Source organism: Lactobacillus sp. UMNPBX15, from assembly GCF_002553785.1.
In the GTDB taxonomy this organism is placed as follows: domain Bacteria; phylum Bacillota; class Bacilli; order Lactobacillales; family Lactobacillaceae; genus Lactobacillus; species Lactobacillus crispatus.
This window is the reverse complement of sequence record NZ_PCYV01000001.1, coordinates 131893-147015: the sequence shown is the minus strand read 5'-3', so window position 1 is coordinate 147015 and position 15123 is coordinate 131893. Positions and strand designations below refer to the sequence as shown.

The 15123-nt window shown below is 35.3% G+C and carries 16 protein-coding genes and 1 pseudogene; 13 read left to right on the top strand and 4 right to left on the bottom strand.

The annotated features are described in order from the left end of the window. The first annotated feature begins 22 nt into the window (after positions 1 to 22). From CP366_RS00755 to CP366_RS10610, 4 genes and pseudogenes are all read left to right on the top strand, one after another. A complete protein-coding gene (locus CP366_RS00755; RefSeq protein WP_013086030.1) occupies positions 23 to 1591 on the top strand; it encodes an ABC transporter ATP-binding protein in 1569 nt (522 codons plus the stop codon). 123 nt (positions 1592 to 1714) lie between these two features. Further along, positions 1715 to 2458 carry a hypothetical protein gene (locus tag CP366_RS00750; protein ID WP_013086031.1) on the top strand — a complete coding sequence of 248 codons (744 nt, stop codon included), beginning with the start codon at positions 1715 to 1717 and terminating at the stop codon, positions 2456 to 2458. Between the two features lie 366 nt (positions 2459 to 2824). Continuing rightward, the gene (locus CP366_RS10615; RefSeq protein WP_143440684.1) at positions 2825 to 2953 is read left to right on the top strand and encodes a transposase; all 129 of its coding nucleotides are present in this window, start codon (positions 2825 to 2827) and stop codon (positions 2951 to 2953) included. An 87-nt stretch (positions 2954 to 3040) separates the two neighbouring features. Then, a pseudogene (locus CP366_RS10610) lies at positions 3041 to 3558 on the top strand (IS5/IS1182 family transposase); the annotation flags it as partial. A gap of 258 nt (positions 3559 to 3816) precedes the next feature. Here the strand turns inward: CP366_RS10610 and CP366_RS00740 are convergent. Continuing rightward, the gene (locus tag CP366_RS00740) at positions 3817 to 4098 is read right to left on the bottom strand and encodes a DUF1827 family protein (RefSeq protein WP_005728539.1); all 282 of its coding nucleotides are present in this window, start codon (positions 4096 to 4098) and stop codon (positions 3817 to 3819) included. 145 nt (positions 4099 to 4243) lie between these two features. After that, on the bottom strand, positions 4244 to 6436 hold the full coding sequence (locus CP366_RS00735) for an ATP-dependent Clp protease ATP-binding subunit (RefSeq protein ID WP_089147765.1): 2193 nt from the start codon (positions 6434 to 6436) through the stop codon (positions 4244 to 4246). 204 nt (positions 6437 to 6640) lie between these two features. Between CP366_RS00735 and CP366_RS00730 the strand changes: the two genes are divergently transcribed. The 6 genes from CP366_RS00730 (at position 6641) to CP366_RS00705 (ending at position 11328) form a co-directional block, all read left to right on the top strand. Next, a complete protein-coding gene (locus CP366_RS00730; protein ID WP_005721524.1) occupies positions 6641 to 6823 on the top strand; it encodes a hypothetical protein in 183 nt (60 codons plus the stop codon). A 112-nt stretch (positions 6824 to 6935) separates the two neighbouring features. Next, entirely contained in the window at positions 6936 to 7202 is a 267-nt protein-coding gene (locus CP366_RS00725) for a phosphocarrier protein HPr (RefSeq protein ID WP_005718606.1), read from the top strand. Further along, positions 7202 to 8935, top strand: coding sequence for a phosphoenolpyruvate--protein phosphotransferase (gene ptsP / locus CP366_RS00720; RefSeq protein WP_005718607.1), 1734 nt, complete (start codon positions 7202 to 7204; stop codon positions 8933 to 8935). The genes CP366_RS00725 and ptsP overlap by 1 nt, the downstream gene beginning before the upstream one ends. Positions 8936 to 9158: 223 nt before the next feature. Next, positions 9159 to 9557 carry a transcriptional regulator SpxA gene (spxA, locus tag CP366_RS00715; RefSeq protein WP_089147766.1) on the top strand — a complete coding sequence of 133 codons (399 nt, stop codon included), beginning with the start codon at positions 9159 to 9161 and terminating at the stop codon, positions 9555 to 9557. Positions 9558 to 9661: 104 nt separating this feature from the next. Then, entirely contained in the window at positions 9662 to 10408 is a 747-nt protein-coding gene (locus CP366_RS00710; protein WP_089147767.1) for an adaptor protein MecA, read from the top strand. A 71-nt stretch (positions 10409 to 10479) separates the two neighbouring features. Beyond that, positions 10480 to 11328 carry a competence protein CoiA gene (locus CP366_RS00705; RefSeq protein WP_013086038.1) on the top strand — a complete coding sequence of 283 codons (849 nt, stop codon included), beginning with the start codon at positions 10480 to 10482 and terminating at the stop codon, positions 11326 to 11328. Positions 11329 to 11335: 7 nt separating this feature from the next. On the opposite strand, the gene CP366_RS00700 is transcribed toward CP366_RS00705, so the two are convergent. Together CP366_RS00700 and CP366_RS00695 are read right to left on the bottom strand one after the other, a co-directional pair. Continuing rightward, on the bottom strand, positions 11336 to 11953 hold the full coding sequence (locus CP366_RS00700; RefSeq protein ID WP_089147768.1) for a DsbA family protein: 618 nt from the start codon (positions 11951 to 11953) through the stop codon (positions 11336 to 11338). Positions 11954 to 12039: 86 nt separating this feature from the next. Continuing rightward, complete coding sequence (locus CP366_RS00695) at positions 12040 to 12648, bottom strand: CYTH domain-containing protein (RefSeq protein ID WP_013086040.1); 609 nt, start codon at positions 12646 to 12648, stop codon at positions 12040 to 12042. Between the two features lie 76 nt (positions 12649 to 12724). Between CP366_RS00695 and CP366_RS00690 the strand changes: the two genes are divergently transcribed. Genes CP366_RS00690 through CP366_RS00680 form a run of 3 tightly spaced genes read left to right on the top strand, consistent with a single transcriptional unit; the run spans position 12725 to position 15055 of the window. Further along, positions 12725 to 13357 carry a GTP pyrophosphokinase family protein gene (locus tag CP366_RS00690; RefSeq protein WP_005718615.1) on the top strand — a complete coding sequence of 211 codons (633 nt, stop codon included), beginning with the start codon at positions 12725 to 12727 and terminating at the stop codon, positions 13355 to 13357. Then, positions 13354 to 14157, top strand: coding sequence for an NAD kinase (locus tag CP366_RS00685; protein WP_005718616.1), 804 nt, complete (start codon positions 13354 to 13356; stop codon positions 14155 to 14157). Before CP366_RS00690 ends, CP366_RS00685 begins: the two co-directional genes overlap by 4 nt. Next, complete coding sequence (locus CP366_RS00680; protein WP_089147769.1) at positions 14150 to 15055, top strand: RluA family pseudouridine synthase; 906 nt, start codon at positions 14150 to 14152, stop codon at positions 15053 to 15055. Before CP366_RS00685 ends, CP366_RS00680 begins: the two co-directional genes overlap by 8 nt. Positions 15056 to 15123 lie beyond the last annotated feature (68 nt).

Genomic DNA, 15123 nt, shown 5'->3' with positions numbered 1-15123 from the left:
TAATTGAAAGGGAGATTCATTTATGAAAAAGTTTATTGACCTCAAATGGTTTTCGCTCAGTATTATTCTGTCATGTTTAAGCGGATTATCTTTGCCTTTTAGCACATGGTCATACTCCGAAATTTTTGCGTTAATTACAGGTAAAAGTATTCCAAATACGGTGAGAATGATTATCGTAATTACAGTATTGCAAATCTTACTTGTAATTGTAGAATACTTAAATAATCGAGTAATTAATCGTAATGTAGCACTATTTAATCAAGAAGTTCGTGAGTATCTGATGCAGACGGATTTTGTAAAAACAGGAGAAAAAGAAATTTCTAATCGAATTTCTTTCATTAATAATGATCTTAACCTGATTGAAGAAAAGTACTTTAGACAGTTATTTTCACTAGTATCTACTGTGGTTAAAATTGTTGGTATCGTTACTGTTGCGCTGATAAATAGTGTAGTCCTGACATTAGTCTTTGTTGCTTTTGCCAGTCTTTCAAGCCTTATTCCTAGTTTGTTTAGCAAGAAAACAGCCAAGCAGTCATCCAATTGGAGTAAATCAACAGGTAGCTATGTAACGTTTATGTCGGATTTACTCAAAAATATCAATACGGTTTTAAATTACAATGTATTATCTCTATTTGTAAAGAAGGGTAGTAAAGTAATTAAAAATTCTGTTGAGAATAAACGTGAACGTGACGATACAATTGCTAAAAGTGATTTTTACGTTGATTTATTAGCTTACTCACTAGACTTCTTACCAATTGGAATCGGCATTATTATGGTAATTCAAGGACACATTGCTTTGGCTTCTTTTGTTGCCGTTCAATACTCTAGCGCTTGGATTGTAAATAGTTTCTTTAGTATTAATAGTATTCGTAATCAGATTGCTGCTACTAAACCAATGACCGCTAAGTTGTTGTCTTTCAAGCCTTTAACGACTAAGCAAGATGAAGCTCCAGTCAAATTTAAGCAATTAAATATGGACAATGTAACTTTCGGCTATCAAGCTGATAGTCCAGTGCTTAATAATGTGAGTTTATGTGTTAATAAAGGAGATAAAATTCTGTTAACTGGAAAGTCTGGTGAAGGTAAATCTACTTTACTTAAGGTGTTAATGGGTAAATTATCTCCGCAGAAGGGAAGAGTTTTGGTTAATGATCAGGCTGTTGAAACGCAAATTTTTAGTGAAGTTCAACAATCTTCGCAAATTTTTAATGAGACTTTACGCTTTAATTTAACTCTTGGTAAACAATTTGATCAAAAGCAAATCGTGGCTGCGGCTCAACAAGCAGGATTAACTAATTACCTTCAAAAACATGGCTTAGATACCGTAATTGAAGAAAATGGGCATAATCTTTCAGGTGGGGAAAGAAAGAGAATTGAATTAGCGCGTGCTTTTCTCTTCCAAAGAGAAATTTTAGTAGTTGATGAAGGAACTGCTTCACTTGATCCGCAAACTGCTGAGCAAATTCATAATGTCTTTTTGAATTCACCATTAACAGTAATTGAAATTGACCACCATATTTCATCAACGACGATGAAGAAATTTACGCATCATTTTGACTTAGAAAATGGAAAATTGGTAAATATTTTTTAACGTAAATTGCAATAATAAATTGAACATTTAGGTTATCCTTCTGCACGTTCATTTTATACAATTAAAATTTTTGTTGGAATATCTAATAGAGAGTTAGTAGGATTAATTCCAGGAACTTCAAATGTGGGTCATTATGTAAGTAATAGTTTAGAGTTTGAGAAATATAGAATTTACATAGTAAAAGAACGTGAAATAGCACTAAGTACTTATAGTTCTATTCATAATTCACTGCAAGTACTTGAAAGTGGGCATGTTTTAGGATGTTATAATTATATTAGTACTTTATTTGATTGTAGTTTTGTTTTTAAAGACTATGATGATTATAATACTGTTACATTTACAAATATTTCAAAATTAGCTAATATTTATGATAAATTTGGGTTCGTAATAGATAAATTTAAGCATCGCTCTAGTGGTAGATACTATGGGATGCTTTCAAATTGGAATTTAAATCGTAATAACTATAAGTTTAATGAAATTTCTAATTTTGATATAGCTAGAATTTCAAAATTAACAGATGAAAATGTACAAAGTGTAATTCCTATTTCTTATACGAATCATAAAGATTCAAAGAATTATTTAACCGATGAATTTATTCAAAAGGAATATCCATTTTTGCATCCCACTTTCGAATCTGTAATTACAGTTTTAGCATTAAACTTAAGTGTATGTAATACTCACAATTTGGAAATTTACCTTGAAAAAATAGGTGCTCTTGCACAGACTATATGTATGAATAATTCTAGTAATCATGTTGTAAATAGACCGGTTAAGCAAGTTATACCAAAAAATTGGGAAAAGATAGACAAATTTAAACGTAATAAAAATTTATTACCATTTTATGCAGTAATAACTACCGTAGTGTAAGATTTCTTAATTAGATTTTAGTAATACTCAAATCGATAATAACGGACCGCAAGTAACTGTTATATCAAGTACTGCAATCCACTTTGCTTGAAATAGAAACTTTATTCAGTACGACTTCAGGCTATAATTACTGGAAAATAATCGAGTACTGTCCTCACTGCAATTTAGTGCGGCAAACAGAAGAAGAGAATCTTGTTAACTGGCTATTAGATTTAAAGGGCTTTGGTACAAGATATGCACGAAATACTGTTGCTAAGCTAAAGAAATGTTAGAGGCTTACCCTGTGGCTGCCAGTTATAGCGTAGAAATCTTGCAGGTAAATATTATGTAACAAGATTGATCAAGCTCAGTCAAAAAAGAGAAAGCTTGGAAAGCATACCTGTTTTTGCCCAAAACATGGCAGTCAGAGTCCTGGCTGAACTAGGCGATGTACGCGGATTTTCTAATCTAAATAAGATCAGTGTCTTTATTGGGATCGATCGTGAGCGGTATTAATCTGGAGAGATGAACTCTAAGTTTAAGTATTACTAAACATGGCAATACAATCGCGTGTAAGATACTTTACCGGCTAATTGGACAAATAAATCAAGCAATCATGCCAATGAACTGATTAAAAAGAGCTTCATCTACTTTACCAACCTTTTGGAAGATGAAGGCTTAATCAATGAAGGTGCTGTCTTTATCGATGGTACGAAAATCGAAGCTGATGCCAACCGCTATACTTTTGTTTGGCGCAAAGCGGTTGAAAAGTATCATGAAAAGCTGAAAGGTCAAGCAGTTGAGCTTTACGATGAATTGATTACTAAAGAAAAAGAAGTAGTCAAAAAAATGGAAAAAGAAAAGGTTCAAACTAGTCAAGGCTTGGAGAAATTGGCTCGAGAAACTGAAGCAGAAATTAACCAGCTGACTGAAGAATTTCTGCTAGGCGTAACAGCTACTCTAAGACCGATCATGACGCTACCTTTATGCATATGAAGGAAGACCACATGAAAAACGGTCAGTTGAAGCCAGGCTACAATATTCAAGCAGCGACTACTGATCAATATGTAGTAGATTATGCCATTTTTCCTAACCCAACAGATTTTAAAACCTTAGAGCCAGTTTTCGGGCATTTGAAGAACGTATTTGGCATGCGCAGAACGCATCTGCGAAGCAAAAAGAGGTCGAAACCGATATTGGCCTTTATGATGGTTTTGAACAAATATGGGCAAAGAAGATGGATGAAGGACCATCTTTTATTGTTAAAAATTTAAAGAGACCGAAAAAACGATCAAGATTCTTGAAAAAGAAAATCTTGATCGTTTTCATTCATCTGGAAGTTATTTTTTCCAGACACTTTTGATACAACAATATTTGGATTACTTGTCAACGTGAATTTCGATTACATGACGACTCTTGTCTACAGTCAAAGTGTATGAAGAATCATAATCTTTAATTAAACGCTTGATTACGAATTCAATCTCATCTTCGCGAACACGACGGTCATGGTTTTCAAGTGCAATACCGATAGAATCCTTACTTTCAGTATAAATAACTGAAGTATTACCAAGAGAATAAACTTTAACATAGTTTGCATCGGTAGTGTTGAGCTGACTGTGAACCAAATCAGAGTAATTATTGGTTACATCAATTAAATGCATGGAATTCACCTGTTTCTGTTAGCTTTACTTCTTCAAATTTAGTATACCTCAAATTGAGTAGCATATTTTTATTTTTAAGAAAAAAGATTTCTAATATTGCTTCGAAATCTTTTGGTATAACTTGGACTTTGTCTTTTATTAAATCCTATTCATTATTTGCTTCATCACTGATTACAATTTTACAATCAACAACATCGGCTTTTAAATTCTTAGCCTGTGCATGATCAAGTTTGAAATCAGCCACATTATCTTCAATCTCTTCTTGGATGGTACGACGAAGAGGACGAGCACCTAAGGCAGGATTAAAGCCATCTTCAACTAATTTATCTTTTGCAGCAGCAGTTACATCAATGTGTAGGCCTTGATCCTTAACCATATTGTTGGTATTTTGCAACATTAAGTCAACAATCTTAAGCAAGTCTGGCTTAGTCAATTCATTAAATTCGATTACATCATCAAGACGGTTCAAGAATTCTGGCTTAAAGAATTGGCTCATATTATTTCTAGCAGATTCATTAGCTTCATCTTCGTTTTCTGCTGTAAAGCCAACGCTAGCGTTCTTAATGCCTTGTCCTGCATTAGAAGTCATAATAATGATGGTATCCTTGAATGAAACTGTTCTACCTTGTGAGTCAGTTAAACGACCATCGTCAAGAATTTGCAAGAAGAGGTTCAAAACATCTGGGTGAGCTTTTTCAATTTCATCAAGCAAGATCAAACTATATGGGTTGTGTCTAACTTGTTCAGTTAATTGACCAGCTTCTTCGTAGCCTACGTAACCTGGAGCAGAACCAATTAATTTGGAAACTGAGTATTGTTCCATGTATTCAGACATATCGAAACGAATCATTGCATCTTCTGAGCCAAACATTTGCTTAGCCAGTTGCTTAGCTAACTCAGTTTTACCGACACCAGTTGGACCAACGAAGAGGAATGAACCAATTGGACGGCCTGACTTGTTGAAACCGATTCGGTTACGACGAATGGCACGAGCTACTTTTTCAACAGCCTTGTCTTGGCCGATAACGTGAGCCTTTAAATCAGCAGCTAGATTTTGCAGTTGGTTTTCTTCTTGCTTTTGAATATCACCAACAGGAATGCCTGTTTTTTCTTCTACGATCTTGTCCATGATCTTATCAGTAATAACAGGGGACTTGTCAGGATCTACCTTTTGATCTTTAACCTTTTCATATTTTTCAATTTGATCACGGTAGTAGGCTGCTTTTTCGTAATCTTCGTTTTTTAAGGCTTCTTCCTTCAATTGCTCTGCGGCATTAATTCTTTCTTGCATTTTATCCTTATCAATATAAGGAATGGTTAAGTTCATTCTAGAACCTGCTTCATCAAGAAGGTCAATAGCCTTGTCTGGTAAAAATCTATCTTGAATATAACGTGCTGAAAGTTTTGCGGCAGCTTCAATGGCTTCATCAGTGTAGTGAACATGGTGATAGTCTTCGTAGCGTTTTTGAATACCTTTTAAGATGCGAATTGTTTCGTCAATTGAAGGTTCTTTAACTTCAACTGGTTGAAAACGTCTAGCTAAAGCAGAGTCTTTTTCAATATCGCGGTATTCTTTGATGGTAGTAGCACCAACTAATTGCAATTCGCCACGAGCCAAAGCTGGCTTAATAATGTTACCGGCATCCATGCCACCTTCAGCATTACCGGCACCAACGATTTCGTGAATTTCATCAATAAAAAGAATGATATCGTCGTTTTGTTGTAATTCTTTAATTAATTGTTCCATTCTTTGTTCAAATTGACCACGAATACCGGTACCTTGAACAAGTGAAACAACATTTAATGAAATAATTCGTTTGTTCTGCAATTTTGCTGGTACTGATCCATCTACGATTTCTTGAGCTAAGCCTTCGACAACGGCAGTCTTACCAACACCTGCTTCACCGATTAAAACAGGGTTGTTCTTAGTTCTTCTATTTAAAATTTCGATAACCCGAGCAATTTCTTTATCACGACCGATTACTGGGTCAATTTTGCCTTTTTTAGCAAGGGCAGTTAAGTCTGTTCCGTATTGGTCAAGTAGGCTTCTGCCGTTTTGACCACCATTACCAGCGCCTCCCCCCATTTGCATTCTAGGATCGTTATTTCTCATTTCATTATTATTGTTTGCGGCATTGTTGTTATTTCCGTTTAATGCGTTGAATAAATCATCAAAGTCGCCAAAAAATTCATTATTATTCATTTTTCCTTGATTTCCTTGTTGATTTTTTAATTCTTGATAACAGTGTTGACATAAATCTATTTCGCGGCTTTGGCCATTAACCTTAGTGAAAAGGTGAATAGAAGCGGGCCGCTCATGACAATTTTGGCAAAGCAAAATATAGTACCGCCTTTCTTTTCAACTGTACCAAAATTATATTATTAGCACTCTTGGTAGTCAAGTGCTAAGACTCAAACACTTATTTTTTGTAAGAAATGCTTTTGTTACCGCAAACAAAATATTAATATTTTTGAAAATTGAATATAAATAGTAGAATTAATAGTGGAAAAATTATAAAATTTTAAAAGAGTGGTGATATTTTTGGATTATCAGAAAATTCTAGATCAATTAGTCTCAGGTGAGATAAAAGAGTATAAAGTTGAGCCAAAAGATGCGTTTGATCTTCAAAAGACTATTAGAAATTATGGAAAAAGACAATATATTACCGGTAGGGCAGAAAGAGGCGGCGCGATTGTGTATACCGCTACGAATACCGATGAATAAATAATGTAAACTGTTACATTGCAGTTGTCTAATCTGTAAAAACATGATAATCTAATACTCGAATGGGTATTTATTACCAGTTTAATTTTTCAATTTAAAGGAGATATTTATAATGGAAAAACGCGATTTTCATATCATTGCAGAAACAGGTATTCATGCACGTCCAGCTACTCTTTTAGTACAAGCTGCTTCAAAGTTTGGCTCAGATGTTAACTTGGAATACAACGGTAAGTCAGTAAACTTGAAGTCAATCATGGGTGTTATGTCACTTGGTGTTGGTCAAAATGCTGATGTTACTATCACTGCTGAAGGTGATGACGAAAAGGACGCATTGGACGCAATTGCCGACACTATGAAAAAAGAAGGTTTAGCTGAATAATGACCAAGACTTTAAAAGGAATTGCTGCAAGTGATGGTATCGCTATTGCTCCAGCATATCTTCTTGTGGAGCCTGATCTTTCATTCTCTAAATCTTCAATTGCTGATGTTGAAGCTGAAGTAGCTCGTTACAACGATGCAATTAAGACTTCAACTGCTGAAGTTGAAAAGATTCATGATATTGCTAAAGAAAGCTTGGGCGATGAAGAAGCTCAAGTTTTTGAAGCACACTTAATGATTTTAAATGACCCAGAATTTACTGGTGCCATTGAGAATGAAATTAAGGATTCAAAGATCAACGCAGAAGCTGCTCTTGATGAGACTGCTAAGAAGTTTATTGCTATTTTTGAAGGGATGACAGATAATCCTTACATGCAAGAACGTGCTGCTGACGTACGTGATGTTTCAAAGCGTATTATGGCTCACCTTCTTGGTAAGGAATTACCAAATCCTGCTTCAATCGATCATGAAGTAATTGTTGTAGCTCACGACTTAACTCCAAGTGACACTGCTCAACTTAACAAAAAGTATGTTAAGGGTTTTGTTACTGATATTGGTGGTCGTACAGCACACTCAGCAATTATGGCTCGTTCACTTGAATTGCCAGCTGTTGTTGGTACTGACTCAATTACTAAGGATGTTAAGAACGGCGATATGTTAATTGCTGATGGTCTTGACGGGGATGCAATTATTGATCCAAGTGACGCTCAAGTAGCTGATTACAAGCAAAAGAGTGAAGCATTCCTTAAGCAAAAGGCAGAATGGGCTAAGCTTAAGAATGAACCATCAGTTACTGCAGATGGCAAGAAATTTATCATTGCTGCTAACATTGGTACACCTAATGATATGCCAGGTGTAAAGGATAATGGTGCGGAAGCCATTGGTTTGTACAGAACAGAGTTCTTGTACATGGACTCTAGTGACTTTCCAACTGAAGAAGCTCAATTTGATGCCTACAAGGAAGTTATTGAAGGTATGAATGGTAAACAAACCATTATCAGAACCTGTGATATCGGTGGTGACAAGCACCTTGATTACTGGGATCTTCCAGAAGAAATGAACCCATTCTTAGGTGTTCGTGCTATCCGTCTTTCTATGCAATACAAGGATATCTTTAGAACTCAATTAAGAGCTTTACTTCGTGCATCTGCATACGGTCCATTAGGAATTATGTTCCCAATGATCGGTACTTTAGCAGAATTACGTGAAGCTAAGCAAATTTTAGCTGAAGAAAAAGATAAGCTCGCTAAAGAAGGCGTTAAGATTGGTGATGACTTGCAAGTCGGTATGATGATTGAAGTACCTGCTGCAGCCGTTTTAGCTGATCAATTTGCAAAGGAAGTTGACTTCTTCTCAATTGGTACTAATGACTTAATTCAATATACTATGGCTGCTGACCGTGGTAATGATAATGTGTCATACTTGTACCAACCATATAACCCATCAGTACTTCGTTTGATTAAGCACACTATTGATGGTGCTCATGAAAACGGTATTTGGTGTGGTATGTGTGGTGAAGCTGCTGGTGATAACACTATGTTCCCAATCTTACTTTCAATGGGACTTGATGAATACTCAATGAGTGCAACTTCAATCTTACGTATCAGAAGCTTAATGAAGAAATTGAACACTGCTGACATTAAGGAATTAGCTAACGAAGCTTGTTATGTATCAGAAACTGCTGAAGACAACGAAAAATTAGTTAATAATTTAATGAAAAAATTGAACAAGTAGTTTTAATTTGCAAAAAGAGACTGTGATGTCTCTTTTTTTATTTTTAATAATTTTAAACAAAATGAACGAAATCTTCACAAATAATTCACGTTTTATCTTTAGTATTAAGTAAATAGCAGAGGTAAACGATAAATTAAGCACTTACGAAAAAGAAGCTTATATGGTATACTAGCTATGAGTAAAGAAACGTATACAAATATTTGTTCTGAGGAGCGTGATTTTTATGGTAGATTTATATGTCTCTCCTAGTTGTACTTCATGTCGCAAGGCAAGAGCGTGGCTTGAAAAACATAATATTCCATTCAAGGAAAGAAACATTTTTTCTGAACCATTGACTAAAAAAGAATTATTAAAGATCTTGCGGATGACTGAAAATGGTACTGAGGAAATCATTTCTACCCGCTCAAGAACTTTTCAACAATTGCGAATCAATTTAGATGATTTATCAATTGATCAGTTACTTGATTTAGTAGAAAAGAATCCTAGCTTGTTAAGAAGACCAATCATTATGGATGATCGTCGACTTCAAGTTGGTTACAATGAAGATGAAATTCGTCGATTCTTGCCACGAAAAGTTCGTCGGTTGGAATTGGCTGAAGCACAAAAGATTGCAGATTTATAAAATGATTGAAAAGTGTTAGTTAAGGCTTTTGTTGAGACTAACACTTTTATTTTAAACGAAAAATACGCTACAATAGATATATTAATTCATGGAGGTGAGATCCTGTGCAGGTAGATCATATTGATAAGAATACTATCAGAGTTCGAATTGATAAAGCTGAATTGGCTCGTCGTGGGATGGGAATGCTTGATTTATTAGGTAATAGACAAAAGATTCAAGACTTCTTCTATAAAATTCTTGATGAGGTCGATGAAGACCATGAATTTGCCAATGGTGATCCAGTATCATTTCAAGTAATGCCTAATAATGGGGGATTAGATTTGATGATCACCAAAGTTAAGCCGGACGATGCCCAGAATTTAAGGAAACTAATGGGTGATAGCTTTCCTAAGGATGAGCAATCATCAACGAATTCGGATGATTCAAAAAGTTTCTTTGATTTAGATGAGGAGAGTATGAATTCAAATTCGGCTCCTCAAGGACCAGCTACTCACAACTTTTTTAACCAAGATGATAAAAACAATGAGCCAACTGATTGGAGATCGCGCAAGACTCAGGCTTACTATTTTGATGATTTAGGTAGTCTAATTGAATTAGCTGATAACCTTAAGGCAAATGATTTAGCTTCTAGCTTGTATTACTTGCATGGACAATATTTCTTAAATTTGGCATTTCTTGATGAAGAATATGAGGAGCTTAAACCAGCAGATGCGTGGACAATAGCCAACGAATTTGGTTTTAAGGTCGATAGTGATAAGATGCGTGTAGTTGAAGAAACAGGCAAATGCTTATTGATGCAAAATGCTTTAGGCCAGATTCGACATTACTTTTTAAAAGCAGCTAATTATTAAGATTCTTTAAAGAAAAAGAGACGGGACAAAATTCCGTCTCTTTTTTACGTAATAAAACATGGGTGAGAAAAATGTATGCAGCCATGTTAAATAAGAAATTAGTCCTTGCAGTTGACGAAGCATGTTTAGTTAATGCAAGGCAAAAGAAATTGAATCGTGATAATTATCACTGTCCACATTGCAATAAAAAAGTAATTTTGGTTATGTCGGAGCAAAAAGCAGCCTTTTTTAAGCATCTTGTGAAGTACAGTAACTTAATGGGTGAAAAAGAGGAGCATCACCAATCGAAAATGCTGTTGAAGTCAGCTTTGACGGCAGCTGGTTTTCCGGCAGAAGTTGAGATTCCATTAGCTGAAGGACAATTGCGTGCAGATGTCTTAGCAACTGCTAAGTTAGCGTTTGAAGTTCAATGTGCGCCGTTGAGTCAACAAGAATTTAACCATCGGCATCAGCTTTATCAAAAAATTGGTGTAAAAGATATTTGGATTGTGGGACAGCGACACTATTTGAAACGGCGATTGAAACGCACACAGTTGATTTTCTTTCGACAAAATAAAGCTTGGGGGAATTACTATTTAGAAATTAATCCACAGAGAAATCGTTTTTGCTTAAAATATAATGTTTTAGAAGAACCGGTAGCTAATAAATTGGTTTATCAAAGTAAATCATTTGTCCTTGATGAATTGGGGATAAAAGATTTTTGGCGCTTTAAGCCATTCAAAAAAGAATATTCTTTGAACATTGCAACTCAAAGAAAATATTTACGCCAGCAAATTATGCAAAAAACAAAGTTAGGATTGAAAATAGGAGAGATGCTTTATGAACGCAAATTAACTCTTGATGATTTACCTGATAAAGTTTTTGCTACTTGGCGTAACCCAGGTGAAAGAGATCGGGTTAGTGATTTTTTGCAAAAATAAAACGCCTTTAGATAAGGCGTAAATGATGCTCCGCAGGTAAATAGTCTGAAAAACACTTTTGACAATCTGGAAGCATTAGATTAACTAAATCCTGTTGATTGATTGGTCCCTCTAGCAATACTCCATTTTGCTCGTTGTCTTCGTTAAAGATAACGGTGGTAGGAGTAGCTTTAATATTCCATTGGTTGGCTAGTTTTTGATCTTCTTCAATAGAAGTACGCAGGTAATCAGTTTGTTTGATTGCCTGAATATCCGCATCCTTGATATGTAATTTGTTTGCGATCCGCTTAAGCAGCTCAGGTGTATAAGCTGAAGCATCTTTGCTCAAGTTTTTTTGTAATTCATACAGGTATTGACGGGCTTTTTTGTTGCCATAGACCAGCCTAATCGCGTGGTAATTTTCTAATGCTTCATAAGTTGCTCTAGAAAAATTACTAATATCAGGCAACTTCTGGTCATCTTTGCGTCGGCGAATCGCATCATCATTGATTAAACAAACATTTGCAATGGGAATATAGTGATAACAAACGTCGACCCCTAATTCATCAACGGTTTTACGAATCTGTTTTTCAGTGTTATAACAATAAATCCCTATTGGATTGATGAATAGAAAAATCTCAAACATAATCTCGACCTCTTTGGTGATTTACTATTAGTTACTTTAGCAAGAAAAAAAATAAGTGACAAAAAATATGCCTTATTTTCTATATACTATTTTTGGTGAGCGCTTGCACGAGCTATTTTGCTTTGATTAGTGTTAGCAGCCGTTTGTTCAAAGTCATATTCTTGTTCAAGTTTAGTTAATACTGTTTGAATTAAAGCAGGATTAGTATTTTCGATTTCTAATTCAAAATCTTGATAGTTATCTGGATAAGACGTAGCATCTAGAGTTAATTCACAGTTTTGTGGCCCGTTCATCAAAATTCTGCGGGTTTTGCTCCAGGTGAAAAGACGTAGCTTTTTTTGGTCATTGGCAAAATGATTATCTAGATATGCGCCAATATTACCAGTGAATTTAAAATGCTTTTTTGCTACTAATTTTTTAGCTTGAGCGTGAGTTAATTCATCATTAATTTCAATTACTTCATGGAAATTCTTTTGTACAGGATTAGGATCCGGTACCTTCATTGTTTGCTCTGCGTGAGTAGCATAGATTCGAATACGCAAGCTAATTTGATGATTTTTTAATAAATCATCTGCTGTATCAAAATAATAATTTTCTTGGGTAAAGTCACTTTTGATTGGAAAAGCGGCAGTGATCTGATCATAAACGCTTTTATTTAAAAGAATTTTTGCTTCAATTTCTCGATTTTTACTCATCTGTTTTTCCTCCGAACTGTTTAACTTAATTATATGGTAAAATGAGTTTGTTTGCTTAAGAAAGGAATGTTTTCTCATGGAATTAGATTGGGATAACTTCTTGTGGCCTTATAACGAAGCTGTTCGCGAGTTAAAGGTTAAATTTCGTTCCCTTAGACAAGGCTTTTTAACTAAGGGAGAACATTCACCTATTGAATTTGTAATTGGCCGGGTAAAGACAGTTGATTCTATCAAGGAAAAAATGAAACGGCGAGTAATTAGTCCTGATGTCATTGAGACTGATATGCAAGATATTGCAGGGATTAGGATTGTTACTCAATTTGTAGACGATATTTATAAGGTAGTAGATTTGATTCATGCTCGAGATGATATGGAAGTTGTTGAGGAGCGTGATTATATTCAAAATGCTAAGCCGAGTGGATATCGGTCATACCACATGGTGATTAACTATACGGTTTACTTACCAGAAGGTCCGAAAAAATTAATTGCGGAAGTTCAGATTAGAACTATGGCAATGAACTTTTGGGCTACTGTCGAGCATACTTTAAATTACAAATATCAAGGTGTCTATCCTGATGACATTTCAGCTAGATTAAAATCAACGGCTGAAGCCGCTTATAGACTAGACGAAGAAATGTCGTCAATTAAGGATGAGGTCCAAGAAGCTCAGAAAATTTTTACCAAAAATAAGGGCAAAGAAAAATTATGAAAGTAACAATAGCGCATAATAACTATGATGAAACGTTAAAGACAGTTGCGCAGCTTAAGAAGCTGCTTCAGGAAAAAGGTTTTATCTTTGATGCTAGATATCCTGATGTAGTGATCACTGTTGGCGGTGATGGCACCCTCATCAATGCCTTCCACCGCTATGAAAATCAAGTAGATTCTGTGCGCTTTATTGGGATTCATACTGGCCACTTAGGTTTTTATACTGATTGGCGTAACTATGATATTGAAAAAATGGTTGATGCTTTAGCAGTAACCAAGGGTGAACCAGCGAAGTATCCTTTACTAGAAATAAAGATGCTTACTGAATCAGGTGAAACTCATTACCATTTAGCCGTCAATGAATCAGCGGTTAAAAGAGTTTCACATACATTAGAGGCCGATGTGTACATTAATGATCAATTATTTGAAAACTTTCGAGGCGATGGTCTTTGCGTTTCAACACCAACAGGTTCGACTGCTTATGGCAAATCACTAGGTGGTGCAGTAATTCATCCCCGGCTAAAAGCGTTGCAAATGACTGAAATTGCCTCAATTAATAATCGAGTTTTTAGAACTTTGTCATCACCAATTGTGATTGCGCCTGATCAATGGATTTCGATTGTTCCTAATGCAGATCATTTTGTGATGACAGTTGATGGAGCAAGAATTGATGTACGTAATGCTAAGAAGATTGAATATCGAATTTCGCGGCATTCGATTCAGTTTGATCAATTTGGCCACCATCATTTTTGGTCACGCGTACAAAATGCGTTTATTGGAGATAATGAAAAAAATGACTAGTTTATTTAAACTAATTGTGCAAGAAAGAGACCCCAAAAAGCTGGGTCCTTTTTTGTTAAAAAATGGTTTTTCGCATCAAGCGTTAAACAATGCTAAACACCATCATGGCATGATTTTAGTAAATCATAAAAGAAGATATACTAGCTTTAATTTGCGTGCTGGGGATGAAGTGATTTTTATCAGTGGTGAAGAAAAGAAAAATGATTTTTTAAAGCCATCGAATAATCCAGTATCAATTGTGTTGGAGAATAAAAATTATCTTGTAGTTAACAAACCTGCAGGTGTGTTGTCAATTCCCTCACGCTATGAAGATGATGATGCGGTGGTCAATCGATTGTTGGGTTATTTTGCCCAAAAAGGACAGAAAAATTTGAAGCCGCATGTTATCACTAGATTAGATCGAGATACATCTGGTTTAGTATTGGTGGGGAAAAATGCAATTTCCCATGCTCATTTTAGTAAAATTGGCAAGGAGAAATTTGTCAAAAAATATCATGCAATTGTACATGGCAATTTTGCTCCGAATGAGTTAACTGGTTTAATTGATCAACCGATTGGCAAAAAGGGTAGTGGAGTTAAACGTGCGGTAGTGGCAGATGGAAAGGACGCTCAAACCGCGTATCGCGTCCTAGATCAGGTTACAGGTGCTAGCTTGGTAGAGTTACGCTTGCTTACCGGTAGAACCCATCAGATCCGTGTTCACATGGCTTATCTGGGACACCCCTTATATGGTGATCCTTTATATGGAATTCAAGATGGGTTTTCACGCCAAGCCTTAAATTGCTTTTATTTAAATTTTCCGGATCCATTTAGCCAGCAAAAATGTAAAACAATTGAGTTGAATGATCCAAAAGATATGCAAGAACTGTGGCAGAAACTAATTAATAAAGAATTCTAAAGTTATTAGCTAAAACTTCTAAAAAACTTGCACCTAGTAACCGCTTTCTTTAGAATTAAAGTGTAATG